This window comes from Spirosoma profusum (genome assembly GCF_014699005.1).
GTDB classification, from domain to species: Bacteria; Bacteroidota; Bacteroidia; order Cytophagales; family Spirosomataceae; genus Spirosoma; species Spirosoma profusum.
Genome location: NZ_JACWZY010000049.1, coordinates 24,059 through 39,110 on the forward strand (window position 1 = coordinate 24,059; position 15,052 = coordinate 39,110).

General features: G+C 50.8%; 12 protein-coding genes. 6 read left to right on the plus strand and 6 right to left on the minus strand.

Annotated elements, in window-relative coordinates; translation table 11 throughout:
- Positions 1-27 precede the first annotated feature (27 nt).
- Positions 28-312 (plus strand): LytTR family transcriptional regulator DNA-binding domain-containing protein, encoded by a 285-nt coding sequence (locus IC229_RS31810; RefSeq protein ID WP_317171679.1) that lies wholly within the window; start codon positions 28-30, stop codon positions 310-312.
- A gap of 422 nt (positions 313-734) precedes the next feature.
- Here the strand turns inward: IC229_RS31810 and IC229_RS31815 are convergent, their stop codons facing one another.
- Positions 735-3,806, minus strand: coding sequence for a choice-of-anchor Q domain-containing protein (locus tag IC229_RS31815; protein WP_190892495.1), 3,072 nt, complete (start codon positions 3,804-3,806; stop codon positions 735-737).
- Positions 3,807-4,138: 332 nt separating this feature from the next.
- On the opposite strand from IC229_RS31815, the gene IC229_RS31820 reads away from it, so the two are divergent.
- Positions 4,139-7,243 carry an ATP-binding protein gene (locus tag IC229_RS31820; RefSeq protein ID WP_190892496.1) on the plus strand — a complete coding sequence of 1,035 codons (3,105 nt, stop codon included), beginning with the start codon at positions 4,139-4,141 and terminating at the stop codon, positions 7,241-7,243.
- Positions 7,244-7,253: 10 nt separating this feature from the next.
- Here the strand turns inward: IC229_RS31820 and IC229_RS31825 are convergent, their stop codons facing one another.
- The gene (locus tag IC229_RS31825; protein ID WP_190892498.1) at positions 7,254-7,391 is read right to left on the minus strand and encodes a hypothetical protein; all 138 of its coding nucleotides are present in this window, start codon (positions 7,389-7,391) and stop codon (positions 7,254-7,256) included.
- Between the two features lie 292 nt (positions 7,392-7,683).
- Positions 7,684-8,430, minus strand: a complete 747-nt coding sequence (locus IC229_RS31830; RefSeq protein ID WP_190892500.1) for an SDR family oxidoreductase — start codon at positions 8,428-8,430, stop codon at positions 7,684-7,686.
- A gap of 83 nt (positions 8,431-8,513) precedes the next feature.
- Between IC229_RS31830 and IC229_RS31835 the strand changes: the two genes are divergently transcribed.
- The 3 genes from IC229_RS31835 to IC229_RS31845 all read left to right on the plus strand — a co-directional run bounded on the left by IC229_RS31835 (position 8,514) and on the right by IC229_RS31845 (position 9,642).
- Positions 8,514-8,897 carry a winged helix-turn-helix transcriptional regulator gene (locus IC229_RS31835; RefSeq protein WP_190892502.1) on the plus strand — a complete coding sequence of 128 codons (384 nt, stop codon included), beginning with the start codon at positions 8,514-8,516 and terminating at the stop codon, positions 8,895-8,897.
- A gap of 251 nt (positions 8,898-9,148) precedes the next feature.
- Positions 9,149-9,307, plus strand: a complete 159-nt coding sequence (locus IC229_RS31840) for a hypothetical protein (RefSeq protein WP_190892504.1) — start codon at positions 9,149-9,151, stop codon at positions 9,305-9,307.
- On the plus strand, positions 9,304-9,642 hold the full coding sequence (locus IC229_RS31845; RefSeq protein WP_223834318.1) for a cytochrome P460 family protein: 339 nt from the start codon (positions 9,304-9,306) through the stop codon (positions 9,640-9,642). Before IC229_RS31840 ends, IC229_RS31845 begins: the two co-directional genes overlap by 4 nt.
- An 89-nt stretch (positions 9,643-9,731) precedes the next feature.
- Here IC229_RS31845 and IC229_RS31850 read toward each other — a convergent pair whose 3' ends face one another.
- The 3 genes from IC229_RS31850 to IC229_RS35985 all read right to left on the minus strand — a co-directional run bounded on the left by IC229_RS31850 (position 9,732) and on the right by IC229_RS35985 (position 13,884).
- Entirely contained in the window at positions 9,732-10,322 is a 591-nt protein-coding gene (locus IC229_RS31850) for a TetR/AcrR family transcriptional regulator (protein ID WP_190892505.1), read from the minus strand.
- 26 nt (positions 10,323-10,348) lie between these two features.
- Complete coding sequence (locus IC229_RS31855) at positions 10,349-11,938, minus strand: ABC-F family ATP-binding cassette domain-containing protein (protein WP_190892507.1); 1,590 nt, start codon at positions 11,936-11,938, stop codon at positions 10,349-10,351.
- 608 nt (positions 11,939-12,546) lie between these two features.
- On the minus strand, positions 12,547-13,884 hold the full coding sequence (locus tag IC229_RS35985; RefSeq protein ID WP_190892509.1) for a TlpA family protein disulfide reductase: 1,338 nt from the start codon (positions 13,882-13,884) through the stop codon (positions 12,547-12,549).
- A 411-nt stretch (positions 13,885-14,295) separates the two neighbouring features.
- Here IC229_RS35985 and IC229_RS31865 point away from each other — a divergent pair, with 411 nt between their 5' ends.
- On the plus strand, positions 14,296-14,940 hold the full coding sequence (locus IC229_RS31865) for a hypothetical protein (RefSeq protein WP_190892510.1): 645 nt from the start codon (positions 14,296-14,298) through the stop codon (positions 14,938-14,940).
- Positions 14,941-15,052: the final 112 nt, after the last annotated feature.

Below are 15,052 nucleotides of genomic sequence, written 5' to 3' on the forward strand. Positions count from 1 at the left end.
GCCCACCTTCTCCATAGCCAGCCCCAGGTGAGCTGGCCGCTGGCCGATGGCAACTATACCCATGTGTATTTTCACAACGGGGGCTACTACCTGTCGGCTATCACGCTGGGTACTATCTGCCAGCGTTTTCCTTACCTGTTCCGACTGAGCAAACATCTGGCGGTGGATCCTGCGCTGATTGTGGGCCTGCATCGCAACCAGGCCAGCCAACTGGTGGTGGTGTTAGAGGTGGGTGATCGCAGGCAGGAGGTCGATATCCCCCGTCGGCGTGTTCGTGAGGTTAAGCAGCTCTTACGGGGGCTAGGGGTCTAGTCTGGGATTGGGCTAGTTAGCAGACTGGTCTAGTAGCGGTACAGCCGCCTACTTTTGCTGGTGCTCGATTCCTATAAGCCTAGGGCCACTGGTTTTCGATTCTCACAAATCCCTCCTATGTGAGACAGGCGCGTATCAATAATTCGGGCGTTTTAAGCGACGGTAAACGAATTGATTATGAGTAGATAGTACATCAGTCAATTGTGCCACCTAGTCAGCTGACCAGCAATCAGCCTCCTGCCAAACCACCCAATACCGGTTTAGATCGGAAGACCCCGTAAACCATGTTTTATCCGGACCATGCGCCCACGAGGCACCACCTGCCCCTGACTACGGTCTGCAAACTCCACAGCCCACTGCTGGATATGGGAGCAGTAGCTGTAAGCGCTACTTTTACGACTACTGCCCTCTGGCTTCAGGCGCTAATTTCCACCCAGCTTTAAGCGGCTTCCACTACTAAACAATAAGCGACCTGCCGCACTATAAATTAGCTTTAAGGCTTGCCCCTGATAGCTGGTCGGCAAACTCACCGTATGGTTGAGCGTCACTACGTCCGTCAGCAACGGGATACGCCCACACGACCACACATCCGTATCATTCCAGTTGCCGACCTTTAGACTGTACTGGTTCGCACAGCTGTGCGAACCCTCGAAAGCGCCCAGATCGATGGTTGTCTGCTGAATCCGGACGTTGCCTGCTAGATCGGTGGCGGGGCCATTGACGCTCTGATAGGCCGCATTGCTGCCCACATTGAGGGCGGGAGAGCCCGCCCTCAAGGCCAGTTCGGATGGAATCTGGGGGGTAGGACTAACGAAGGGCGAGGTCGTTGTCATCAGATTATTACCCCCATTTATGTAGCCCACTACGGCGGGCTCAAGGAGACTATAGCTAACCTGATTGCCTTGGCTACCTCCAAAGGTTTCATTACTCCCGTTGTCCCATAGTACTGAGTTGGTGATATTTATGGTACCGCTTCCAATATAAGTAGCCCCACCATTTGGTGAATAATTGCCTTGCAGGCTACAGTTGGTCAGACTTATATTGCGCGATTCCAACCCGTCAGTGTCATTGTAGCAAGCGCCCCCTCTCGATCTAGATCTGTTATTTTGAAGGCTACAGTTTAGTAGGGTCAAGCTGCCATCAGCATTATACAGGGCTCCACCATGTGTTAGGGCATAATTGTCGGTTAACCTACAGTTAATCAACGTCACATTTGGTTTACTGGACCTTAATGTAGCAGCAAGGGCTATAGCGCCCCCATAATAACCTCTGTTGGCTTCTAGGCTACAGTTGGTTAGCCTTATACTACCATCCTCATTATAAATAGCTCCGCCATGCCCTTTATACACTTGGGCTGTATTGTTTATAAAGCTACAGTTGGTCAAGGTTGGACTGCTGGCATTATAAGTAGCCATGGCCCCACCTAAAGAAGATTGATTCGATTCTAGGCTACAATTAACCAAAGTTGGACTGCTATGAACGTTTAAGATGCCCGCCCCTGAAGTATTTCTTCCTACTAACCCCACACCGTAGCCGTCCTTGATCACGAAACCGTCTAGTACAGCCGTTGAATCCAATTCGTTACCCAAGTTTTTGATCACGTGATAGCTATTATCGGTTTGGATAGCCGGATCTCCGATATTCCCACTTAGGGTAGTGTTGGAGGGGTGACCTATTATGGGGTTGACGATGGGCCGCTGGGCAAGCGTCGTTTCATTGCCAACAAAGCCCCCATAAATGGCTACTCCGCTTGGCATCGAAAAGCTGACGCTGCGCGTGGTGTCAGTGGTGGGCTTGTAAACCCCAGCTGCTACCCAGATCTCAGTCAGATTAGCCGGGCATTCCCCGTAATTCAGCGCCGACTGCAGGTCGGTAAACGCGTTGGCCCAATCCAGACCCGTGTTGGTCCCCGTCGCATTGGCCTTTACGTACAGCCGACTTGGAGCCACGTTCACGCTGAGGCTAAACACCGTCGAGGTCACACTATTACAGGAACTGGACACCACCACGTAGTAACGACCACTCTGGGCCGGCTGCACATTGCTCAGCATAAGCGGCTCGGTAGGGGGCGTAGCAATAGGATTATTGTTAAGATACCACTGACGGGAACTGATGATCCCACTCCAGCTGTAGGGAATGGTGACGCTCGCTCCTGCACAAACGGTCTGACCGCTGGGCGGCTGCTGGGTGATACCGATGGTGGACGGGGTAGTCTGGTACTCTAAAGCTCCCATGTCGATAGGGCTACCCCGCCAGGGCCGCTCCTGGCCGGACAGATCCGTTGACGGACCGCCCACAGCCGTGTACGAAGTCGTGTTGCCCGCGTTGATGGCCGGTGAGCAGGGCTGCAGACTCACCCCCGTAGGACTGAATGGCGAGCTGGTGGTGGTCAGATTACCCGGACCACTCACGTCCACCCCCATTACAAGCGCCGAGGCTTCCAGTAAGCTATAGCGAGTCACCACCGTGGCATTCACGCTGGAAAAGCTTCGATTGCCCCCCGTGCCAAACACCACACAGTTGGTCAGATCAGGCTTAGCCGTACCGCCCGTGCCGTAGCTATACAGAGCGTTACCGAAGCCGCCTGCCGTGTTGCTCCGAAAGCTGCAGTTGACCAGACTGGGACTGCTGGTGCCGCCCCCCCCGCCGTTGTTATACATAGCTCCTCCAAAGTTCGCATTGGTGGCATTGTTGCCCAAAAAGCTACAGTTGATCAATATGGGGCTGCTAGTGCCCCCACTGCCCGCCTGATTGTAGAGAGCGCCCCCTTCAGAGGCCGAGTTGCTCACCAAGCTACAGTTGATCAGAATTGGACTGCAGATACTGCCCGCCGTAAAGCCGTCGTTGAAGACAGCGCCCCCAAACGTAGCGTAATTGGCTACGAAGTTACAGTTACGGAAGGTAGGGCGGCAGCTGCCGGTGCGCCCGTCGTTAAGCACCCCGCCACCGGCTGACCCATTGCCGCCGGTGATGACCACTCCATCCAGGATTGCCGCCGGGCTGAGGCCAGGTCCATTGCGGATGACGCTATAGCTATTGTCGATAGTATTATTCGCCTGGCCAATGTCACCTGAGAGGGTGGTGCTGGAGGGTTGGGTAGTGCGCGCTGGACGCTGGGACAGGGATGTTTCGTTGCCGACGAAGCCGCCGTAGATGGCCACTCCCTCTCGCATATAAAAGCTAATCGTCCGGTCAGTGTTGGCAGGACCGCCCGGTTTGTACGTGCCTCCAGCTATCCATACCTGATGGGTGGGGGCACTGGCATCGAGTATGGCCTGTAGGTTACTGCTGGCGTTGGCCCAGGAAGAGCCATCGCCGGTGCCACTGGCGGTCGGTTTGACGTAGCGGATGGTCTGGCCAACCGCCCATTGGGGGCAGGCCAGCAACCAAACCAGCATCAGGCTGCCCAACGCCCAGCGGCTGGTCATATCGGAGCGGTTGGTCTGGTTGCTCCTAAAAGCAACGGGACTGGAACTTGGTAGTTGAGTTCTCATCGGAGTTTGGAATAAACGCTAGTAGTTTGACAAATGACCAGCCGATTTGCCCCACCACCCGCTTAACCGTAAAGCTGTTGGTGGATGGGGCAGCCTCCCTGCCGATCTATTTAGGGATCGTCCATTGGCTGAATCAGGGAGCAGGTTTGGCGCCGTAAAATTGGCCAGGCTGCCCCCTAAAAATCTACCAGGATTGTTCCATTTTGGCTAGAATCAGACCAAATCAGCCAACTTTTACTCATTTTTAGTACCTTCGAGGTGGTCATTCCAACCTCATGGTAGCCCAATTCCGTTTTTTTCTTCTCAGCCTTCTGCTCGTTAGCAGCCTACTAATGGGGCAGACACTGATAGCCCAGCAATTGATGCTGCCCCCGGCAGAACGGACGCTGAAACAACCGCCCGGTGTTAATCTGTTCAGTCCGTACATGGCGCAGGACAAAAAAGGAAATTTGTGGCTCAGTTCGCCTGACGGTCTTATCCGCTACGACGGCCAGCAATTGCGCGTGTTTAATTCACAGGGGCATCTACAGGACGACACATTTAGCCGGGTTATTGCTGACAGCCGGGGTCGGGTTTGGCTGCGCTACGCGTACGGAAACGATGAGAGTAAGCTGGCCTTTTGGGACCCAAAGACCCAACGTATTCAATTTATCGCTGACACCACCCGGCTGGTTGGGGAGTTTTTGGCCAAAGACGGCATCCGAACGCTGTTTGTCGATCGGCAAGATCACCTCTGGATTGGCCGGACAAAGACCGGGCTGCTGCGCGTTGATCCACGTACTCTTTCCGTTGAGCCGTTCGTTCTCGATTCGACGGAAGTGAACAGCCTTCATCAAAGCTCAGACGGCACGATTTGGGCAGGTGCTTCCACGGGGCTGTACTCGATCGATCCGTCCAGTCATCAGGTTCGTCGCTATCTTGACAAAAATGGGCTCCTTCGTATCCATGCCGGTAATCCCATCACCGCCTTGACCGTCCGATCAACCGGAGAGCTACTGCTGGGCTTGTACAACAAAGTGGTTGTCTTTAACCCGACTTCGGGATTGATACGGCAAATTGACTTGCCACTGCCCATCGCTACGAGTCAGTTGTGGACCTACAAGATTGTCTTCGACCAGGAGCAGAACGCTTATTTTTCCGTTGGTACCCTGGTTTTCCGACTAAATCGCCAAAACCAACTGCAACGGCTGGAATTTGGCTATCCAGCCGAAAAAGTTATTGGTATCTGGATCAGCCAGGGGCAGCCGCTGGGCAACAACCGGCTTTGGGTCAATGCGGGCCATCAGCTCTATGCCTATGATCTGAGCCGGTTGCGGCAAGTGCCTCCGCTGAACATCCTCGACGTATCGGTCAACGGTATCCGCTTAGTGGAAAACCAGGTACCCCGCGAAGAGCGATTTCAGCGTGATACGTTGGGACAGGCTTCTCTTTACCTGAAAGAGGGCGATTTCCTGTCGATACGTTTTTTGCCCCAGGTCGAAGTCGCCACCTCGACCTACCGCTATAAACTCGCTGGCCACGACGCGCAGTGGGCGGTTTACAACGATACGTATGGCCAGGCTACCTACCAGCTTAGGGCCGGCACGTATTCATTCGTGCTCAATCGGGCCAAACCCACGGGTGGCTGGGAGCCTCAGTTGGCCCACATCCAGATTCAGGTAGCTCCCCACTTCTGGCGAACCGCCTGGTTCCTGAGCCTGACAATTCTGAGCCTGAGTAGCGCAGGGCTCTGGCTAATTCGAAGCTGGAACCGACGGCGTATGCTCCAGCAGGAACTGGCTCGCCAGGCGTTCGAAGCCGAAACGCTCCGCAAGATGGACACCCTGAAGAGTGATTTCTTCGCTAACGTCACCCATGAGTTTCGCACACCCCTGACCATCATCCTCAACGCAACTGAGCAGCTTGATGCTACGTCCCTGGAACCCACACAACAACAACAGACCGATACCATTCAACGGCATGCTCACCAACTGCTCCGGCTGATCACCGAAACGCTTGATATGTCGCGGTTGGATGCAGGGAAGATGGAGGTCAATTCCCATCTTGGCGATCCGGTCCTGTTTATGCGGCAGGTGGTTACCCAGTTTGACGGGCTGGCCAAGCAGCGAGGCATAACCCTGGACTGGGAAGGCGATACCGGCACGGCCGAATTGATGTATAGCTTTGACGACGCTAAATGGGAGAAGATCGCCTATAACCTGTTATCAAATGCACTCAAGTTTACCGCTGCAGGTGGGCGGGTACTAATTTCGGGACGTATTGTCGCACCCGATCGTTTCGTGCTGCGGGTAGCCGATACGGGCATTGGCATCCCGAAGCATCGGCTTACCCATATTTTTGACCGCTTTTATCAGGTCGATTCGAGCTCCACCCGCGCCTATTCGGGAACGGGTATTGGACTGGCGTTAGTGAAGGAACTGGCTCAGTGGCTTGGGGGGCGCGTAACCGTTGAGAGTGAAGAAGGAAAAGGTAGCGTTTTTACCGTTGAATTGCCGATAGCGACTCCATTCATATATCAGCTCAACGCAATTTACCCAACCTCGGACCTGGAGAGAGACAATCTGCGCGGCCAATCCGCACTAGGTACCTCACAAAGCCCAAAAGCACCAGTTTCACCCAGAACCGCTTCCCAAAGTCGTGCTTTACCCATTGAAAAAGCCAATAGTAAAAACCAGCAGAAGCCTCTAGTGCTTCTGGTAGAGGATAATACTGAACTTCGGATGCAAATGGCTACGTATTTATCCGGGCAATACCGGATTGCCACGGTCGCTACGGGCCGAGAAGGTCTGGAACAGGCTATCGCGGAAGTGCCGGACTTAATTGTGAGCGATGTGATGATGCCGGAAATGGATGGGTATGAGCTTACCCGATCCCTGAAAGCTGACCAACGAACGAGTCACATTCCCATCGTGCTGCTCACGGCCCGGTCCTCAGCGGAGAGTCAGCTTATGGGTCTACAGGCCGGGGCAGATCACTACGTAGGCAAGCCTTTCAACTTAACCGAACTGAACCTACGGTTGGGTAATGCGCTCCGCACCCGCCAGCAATGGCAACAGCGCTTCACGGCTCAGATGGCTCCCGTAACGGCGGTACATCCAGCTCATGGGGAAGCTGAACGGGAGGAACGCTTCCTAAACACTCTGCGCCAGTACATCCTCGCCAACCTGCACGAAGCTGACCGGATAGATGTGGATTGGCTGGCCGACCGAGCCGGTATGAGTCGCACCCAGTTGCACCGCAAACTGACCGCGCTTACATCGCTCAGCCCGAATCGATTTATTCACCGGGTTCGACTCGAGCGGGCCGCTGCGCTCTTGCAGTCTGGAGAGTATAACGTAGCGCAGGTGGCCTATGAACTCGGGTATAGTTCGCAGTCGTACTTTGCTAAGTTGTTTCAGGAGCATTTTGGGTATGCTCCCTCAAAAATGAAAACCTAGCAAACACATTCTATAAATCGAAGGTGAACTTACTACCACCCATGTGGCGCTGTCTGTTGACTCGTTGCGCATCAGACAAATTAGCCACAGGCTGTACGAGTTCAGCCAGACTACTATATCGATCTTCGAGCGCTTTAAAAAGATCCATTTGCGTGCTTGTACGAAAATGGATCAGCCTCGTTACCAAGCACGTAGTTGAATCTCAAATAAGGCTCCTTCGTGAGACAAGCGGATAGTCGTTATGAATATGTGTCAAAAATGGACCCCTTTAGACTAAGCATTGAGCGGTGAGAAGGGTAAGGAAAACTTGTTACTTCAGAATTTTGCAGTTGGTTTTTAAGGTATTTACTGATGAATTAATTACTTATAGGTGAATACCTTAAAAACAAATCGGAGCGCGTTTCTAAATCCGCTCCGATTTGCCGACTGCTGAAGGAGAACTAATACTTTAAGCTCATGCCACCATCCATGATCAGTTCGGCACCCGTGATGAAACGGGCGGCATCGCTACTGAAATAAGCTACTAATTTACCCACATCCTCCGCCTGGCCAAGTTTCTTGAGCGGGACGCGATCAATCATCCAATCATTCAGCTGAAGTAATTGCTCATCACTGTAGCCTGCTTTTTTCATGATCTCGGTTTGGGTTGGCCCAGGACTTATGCTGTTTACCCGGATCTGGCGGGGGGCCAATTCGACCGCAGCAATCCGCATCACGGCATTCAAAGCGGCCTTACTAGACGAATACACCGAGGAGTTGGCTCCATCCATACTGGCCGTATTCGAGGATAAAAAGACGACGGATGCGCCATCATGCAGCAAGGGAATAAATTTGCTCAAGGTGAAATATGCACCTTTAAAATTGATGTTCATTACCGTATCAAACGCTTCTTCGGTTGACTGCTCAATGCTGGCTCCCCCGACTATCCCAGCGTTGATAAACAGAATATCGATTTTCCCGTACCTATGCTTGATGAAAGCAGCCAGCTCGTCTATCGCGGCCAGCTGACCCTGATCAGCTACTTTACCCCTTACCCCTAATTCATTAGCGGCTATCTCAACGGCCTCTTCTCGTCTGCCGGTAATAAATACCTCGGCTCCCTGAGCCTTCAATTCCTTTGCCGCAGCATATCCGATGCCACTATTGCCACCCGTAATCAGCGCTATTTTTCCTGTTAGCCTATTCATAATCTTACCGTTTCATTTGATCGGGGCAAAAGTATAGCTGGATTGGTATAACTTTGTTATCAGTATAACCAAGTATACCAACTATGCAGAACAAAAAGCAAGTAGAGACCGTCAATGAGGGGTTGGCCAATCCCCGGAATCAGCGTCAAGAGGTACAGGCTTTACAGGATACGATTTATGTGATTGGGGGTAAATGGAAACTCCCCATTATTAATTCGATTTGCAACGGCAACCGACGTTTCCGGGAAATCGAACGAAGTATTCCCGGCATTACAACCCGGATGCTGTCCCGGGAATTGAAAGAGATGGAAGCCAATGGGTTAATTCTTAGAACGGTGATTCCGACAACGCCGGTTGGGGTGGAATATATCTCGACGGAATATTGTCAATCCTTTGGTCGTATTATTCTGGAGATGATCAACTGGGGCAAACAGCACCGGGAGCGGCTGATGCATCAAGGGGAGTAAGCATCCTGACCGATTGGTCGCTGAACATGTCCGGTTTACCGGTAACGACGACCAACTGAAGGCTAAGTAAATTTTGATAACTGAGCTACCGGGAGAAAGGACTCGTTTTACCTCCTTCCAGCAACAACTCAGCATAAAGACGAAACCTCAACACTTTTGCCAATGCCATCGTTGAAGTAAACCGGTTAGCCCGCTAAGACACGCTTTGTTGCCTACAAATCGTATTCGTAGTTTTTTAATCCGTACGGAAAATGAAACTAGTTGCAGCTCTGCTGGCTAGTGGTCTCTTGACAGTAGGTCATTTTACCCGCCTACATTCTTCGCAACCCGACAGGCCACAACCCGACAGTCACAAATCGATTCAACCATTGGAATTAAAATTCCACCCGGCTATCGCGACTGGCAATTGATCACCGTAGCTCACGAAGAAAGCAAACAGAATGATTTGCGGGCTATTCTGGGTAATAAGGCTGCTGTACAGGCTTTCCGCAAACGTCCGTTTCCGGATGGCACCATCATTGCCCGGCTGGCCTGGGATTATGTATCCTCAGCAGAAAATAACAAGGCCTTTGGGCAGCAGCAATCCTTTGTGGCCGGTCACCCGAAGAATGGTCTTCAATTTATGGTGAAAGACACCAAAAAATATGCGTTGACGGGCGGCTGGGGCTATGTGAAAGTTAACGACGGCAAACCAGCCAGCAACCAAGTGCACGCCACCTGCGCTCCCTGCCACGAAAGAGCATGATTTTGTTTTTTCAACTTATGCACCCTAGCCAACTCTCTTGTTAATTATCCCGGCCGATATAAATTAGTTGACTAATCTTATCGCCTTCATTAATCTTTGAAGAGCAACCGACTAATTAGCTCTTTCCGTTCATCCATCAACTGCTTAAAGGCGGTCTCCGAAAGACCAAAGAACTGACAATAAAGCGGGGCCATAATGAGGGGGTATGAAAGCAGTGAGAACAGATTCATTAGAAAGTGAATCGGATTCATTTTTTCCAGCGTTCCCTTCTCCATCTCCCGTTCAACTTCAGCTAGAAACGAGTTTGTCGGGTTTATATGGATACGTTCGATCAATTGGTGCCCTAGGGTGTTAAGCTGCGTAACCATAAAGGTTTCTTGGTAAGGATAAGCGACCATGTCGGCCAGAAAAACCTCGATCAGTTCCTCGATTTTTTTCCGGAAAGGGCTGGGCGATTCCATCACGCTGGCCAGCCGTTGGCTGAGGGCCTGCATGGCTTCCTGAAAAACCGTATCAATTAACTGGTCTCGGGACCGGAAGTAGTAATGCAGGGCCGCCCGGTTAACACCGGCCGCATCGGCTATATCCTGCGTGGTGGCGTGCAGCCTGCCTTCGGTAAAAAAAATCCGTTTCGCTGTTTCTTTGATCAGTTGTTCGGTACTGGTATCTTTAGTTGGCATGTGTGTACGAGTAAACCGTTCATTTTTCAGGCAACGCGAAGCTGGTTGTCGATGCCTACTTCGCGTATAAAATAGGTATCGTGTGAGATCACCAGCAAGGTGCCGTTGTAATTCTTTACGGATTCGGTGAGTACGGCTAAACTTTGCCCATCCAGGTTATTGGTTGGTTCATCCAGGATGAGCATATCCAGTGATTGGTTACTGACAGCTAAACAGCATAAAGCTAGCTTCATCTTTTCACCCCCACTTAATCCGCTGCAAGGTTGCTCGAACCTATCCAGCCTAAACTGCGAATAAATTAATAACGATTTTAGCTCATGCTCGGGTAAGTGCCGACTATTGGAGTGCTCCACCTGTTCATACACCGTTCGGTTGGGATCGATCATTGTATAATCCTGGTCAAGATACAGGTAAGCGAACGAAGCTCGCTGAATCGTTCCCTGAAGGGGCTCCAGACTACCGGTCAATAGGCGTAACAGGGTTGTCTTCCCGGCGCCATTATCGCCCTCAATTCGGATACGATCGCCGGAGCGGATCTGAAATGTCAGCGGTTTCCACAAGGGGTTGTCGCCGTACCCAAAACTAAGTTGCTCGGCATCGATCAGCATCTTTCCACGATGCAGCAACGAAGTACCAATATCGATTTTCAGTACCTGGTAAGCCTGAATCTGCGACCGAATCTGCCGGATGTTTTCGGCGATCCCGGCAACTTTCTCGCTATGGACGTTCAGTAGGTTAGCGGTACTTTGCTCGGCTCTACTTTTTCGTCCCCCAGCAATGATGCGCGGTAGCGACTGGCTTTGTCCAGCAGCCCTGCCGTTGGCTTCCTTTTTCTGTCGCTGCTGGGCCATATCCCGGGCCTTTTGTTGACTTTGTTTCAAGGTTTTAGCCTGCTCATCCAGTTGCGCTTGCAGGGCGCCAACCTGGCCTTCCTTCTGTTCGCGATAGAACGCATAATTCCCGCCGAATACGGTTATGCCACTTTCACTAAGCTCAAGGGTTGTCGGCAGTACATTGAGTAAGGTACGATCATGACTGACCACCAGCAACGTTGCCCTACTCGACTGGACAAGCTCGTACAATTGCTCCCGGCTAGTGGCATCCAAGTGATTAGAGGGTTCGTCGAGTAGAATCATTTCCGGCTTGTGCAGCGTAATACCGGCCAGAAATACCTTCGTTTTCTGGCCACCACTCAACTCGCATAACCGCTGATCGGCCGTTATGTGCGCCAGATTCCAGTTCGATAGAGCAGCGGATACGGCCTCCTCGATTTCCCAGTCGTCGGCCAAGTCCGTAAAAAACTGCGGGTCCGTTTCCCCGGACAAAATAGCCCGAAGACTGCGTAATTTTTGCTCCACGCCTAGGGCTTGGGCAACCGTCAAGCTGTCGTACTGACCTAAGTGCTGGGGAACATACCAGGGCCTTACGTCTGCTATGATCTGACCCGCAGCCGGAAGCAATTTTCCGGCAATGAGCTGCAAAAGCGTTGATTTCCCTATTCCGTTATTTCCCACCAGCGCGGCTTTCTCACCAGGATTTAGGGTAAGGTTCAACCCCTCAAATAATACCTCTTTATCGGAATGTCGATAGGTTAATGACCTGATCGTTAAACTCATATCAATCGGGTTGAAGCTGTATAAAGGGCACCAACATTCATCGATACACCGAGAACAGTGCAAATTTAACATTTTAGTTAAACAAAAATATTAAATTTGCACTGTTCTTTAACGATTTTAAAATCAGCGTTTTAGGGGCATATATCGTCGTCTTCAAGTCTAAATCTGTCTAATTGCCGGGTAATGCATCGCTGGCAGGCCTTGATTCGATGTAATCTTGCAAACCCTGACACTATCCGATCACTCCTTGGTCAAGCCTACCTATTTCAGATGAAGAAAAACCAGTTGACAATGCCCCCGGATCTTGTCTGGACCAGTACTATTTTTCTGGGACTGTGTTAGTCACGATCTCACCTGACAGTTGAAGACTTTCAACAACAGATGCACCCATACTTTATTTTCTCAAAAATACCCTACTACGTGAGACGATGCAGCGTTCATGCATCTGCTTCAAAATTGGGGCGTTTTATGATGAAGTAGTTAACCCATTCGAGAGGATACCTAGTGGCGATCCATTTAAGGAATTTATCAGCCTTTTGACTTCGCACGACCATCAGTATCCTCCGGCATGCCACCGATGAAGGTTATTTAGTATCAGACGCCAATGGTCAATTACTCCCGGCGGCCAAGGCCTTTTCAATTTTCGCGGCAATGCCCTGACTGGGACGGTCGGCGAAGTTCTCGATAATCTTTCCGTCGGCACTGATTAACACGTAATGAGGGTACGTGCTCACAATGTATTTCTCACTCAACGTTTTGGCCCAAGCTCGGTTCGCATACAGATCAATGGTTTTTAAACCAAACCGTTTCGAGGCCGCTTTCCACTTTCGCAATTGTTGCTCATCGGCCGCTCCCGGCGTGCCAATGCAGATACTAACAATCTTGACGGGTTTACCCTTAAACTGCTCAACCAGTTTGTTTTCATAAGGCATTTCCCCAATGCAGCCGCCACAGGTCGTGAACCAGAAACTTAGGTAGACCACCTGACCCTTGTACTGACTGAGCGTGATGAGCGAATCATTCGCATCGACCAGCGCGAAATTGGGTGCTTTATCGCCTGCCTGGAGTAGCTTCACATTGTAACGGGCGCGCTGTTTGATGTAATCGACCAAGTAGTCAAACTGAGCCGGAAATTGTTTTTTGAACTGGGTCTCGACCCAGTTTGGATTGTCTACTGAGCCGCTTAGCTCCCAGATCTCAAAAAAAGCACCCGCGTTTTGCCCCAATTCCTTTTTGGCGTAATCGAGCAAGGCTTGTGACGAAAGGGCTTGTTTGGACTGGCGTAATTCCCAGAATAGTTGTTCCCGCAAAAATCGCAGATAGTCATAGTGGTACAAAGCCGTCAGGTTCTTCACCTTGATTCGACTTTTAAACGCGTAATAGGAGGCAGGAATCACCTGTATTTTCTTTTGATACTCCGTCTGGTACCAAACCATATAGACCCGAAGCCAGGCATCTGCACAATTGAGTGCATTTGTTTCGTAGGTTTTGAACCAATCGGGTAAGGTGTGCTTGTTCTGATACGCCATCCAGAACTGATCCTGTTTCTGGTAGGTTTCATCCATCATGTTCTGAAAAGGAACCAGATTGGCCGCCCGCATTCCCTCGTTCATGCCCGCTTGCAGGGGATCCTCCAGCAGTCGTGTCTTGGCTTGATAATACTGTTGAACGGCTTTGGTTTTGCCCTCGAAGGCGATCAATGGTTGAGTAGGGTTCTGCCCGCTTTTCGCCAAAATGATGAGATGAACGGTATCACCGGGTGCCCCAACAATCTGATAGGTAGAATCGGCAATCGTGAGGAACGATTTTCCAACCGTTCTGGATGGGTTATTTATATAAATCTCGTTTCGGTCAACACTTATGGAGTCTCGAACAGAATTAGTATCATACCCCGGAAAGCTATGATACGTAACCAAGTTTAGGGGAAGCGTTTGGGCTTGGGGCACTGACTTAATGTGCACCGTAAGCACCCCGTTAGATCCAATTTGAGAAGCAATGCTTCTTTTGACTGGGCTACACAGAAGGTTAAACTAAAAATGAGCATGAAAGCAGTCAGTACTAATTTCATTCTGACTTCAGATTAAGTGAAGTAACTGCTAGTAGTGAGCAATAGTGACAAATGAACTAAGGCCAATACGTTAGCTATCCAAGTAATGATGATGAAAGGAGATATAATCCATAAATTTGTTACGCCAAATTATAGGCTACGAATCGTATTGAATAGGTGTTAGAGTTAGTGTGTATCCTAAAGGTCCTACCTGAGACAAACAACTTTTATCCATTTGCCTCCAATATCCTCAATGATTAGATCATATACTGATTTTTCCAGTTAAGCGTTTTCTTGAAAAATCACCGTTATGATTCGGCTCTTGGTAGTGAGTTGGCTCGCTCTACGCTTACCCTTAGCTAGTTACGGCCAAGTCGTAGACTGCCAATCGATTGGCTTTGAGGAGGCAAGCTTTGGGGGGTGGCAACGCTGGACCGGTGAAGTATCGCCCTATATCTTTCCCCTCACCTACAAACTGGCACCGGGTAGCCTGCATTCAGAGAACGGTAAATACGGCCATGCCATTACCAGTTTAGGCGATGGATATGATCCCAACGTTCGGGAACGGATACCAGTAGTGACACCAGGTAGTCAGCACTCGGTGCGTATTGGCGATCTGGAAGCGGGGGGCTATGTGGATCAGCTACGAACCAGCTTCGTGGTGCCCCCAGACAAACCCTTACTGCGCTACCAGCTGGCCGTTGTTCTCCAGAACCCGAATCATCGGCCCGAGCACCAACCTGGCTTTAGTTTGCTGGTTCGTGCCCCAACTGGGGATACTATCCCTTGCGGCTATTATGAAGCCGTGGCAACCAATCAAACTGCTGACTTTATTGTTCAACAGTCTGACGAACCCTCTGAACGACTCATTTATCGAAACAGGACCAGCCATGTACTGGATTTACGTGCTTACTTACGTAGGGCAGACCCTACAGTTGGAGGTGACCGCTCATGACTGTACCGAGGGGGCATTTTGGCTATGCTTATTTTGGTAGTGGCTTAACTGCGTTGATTCAAGCATCTTTGTGAATGGTCTTAGAAGCAGTCTCCTGTAAGCATTGTGGGCA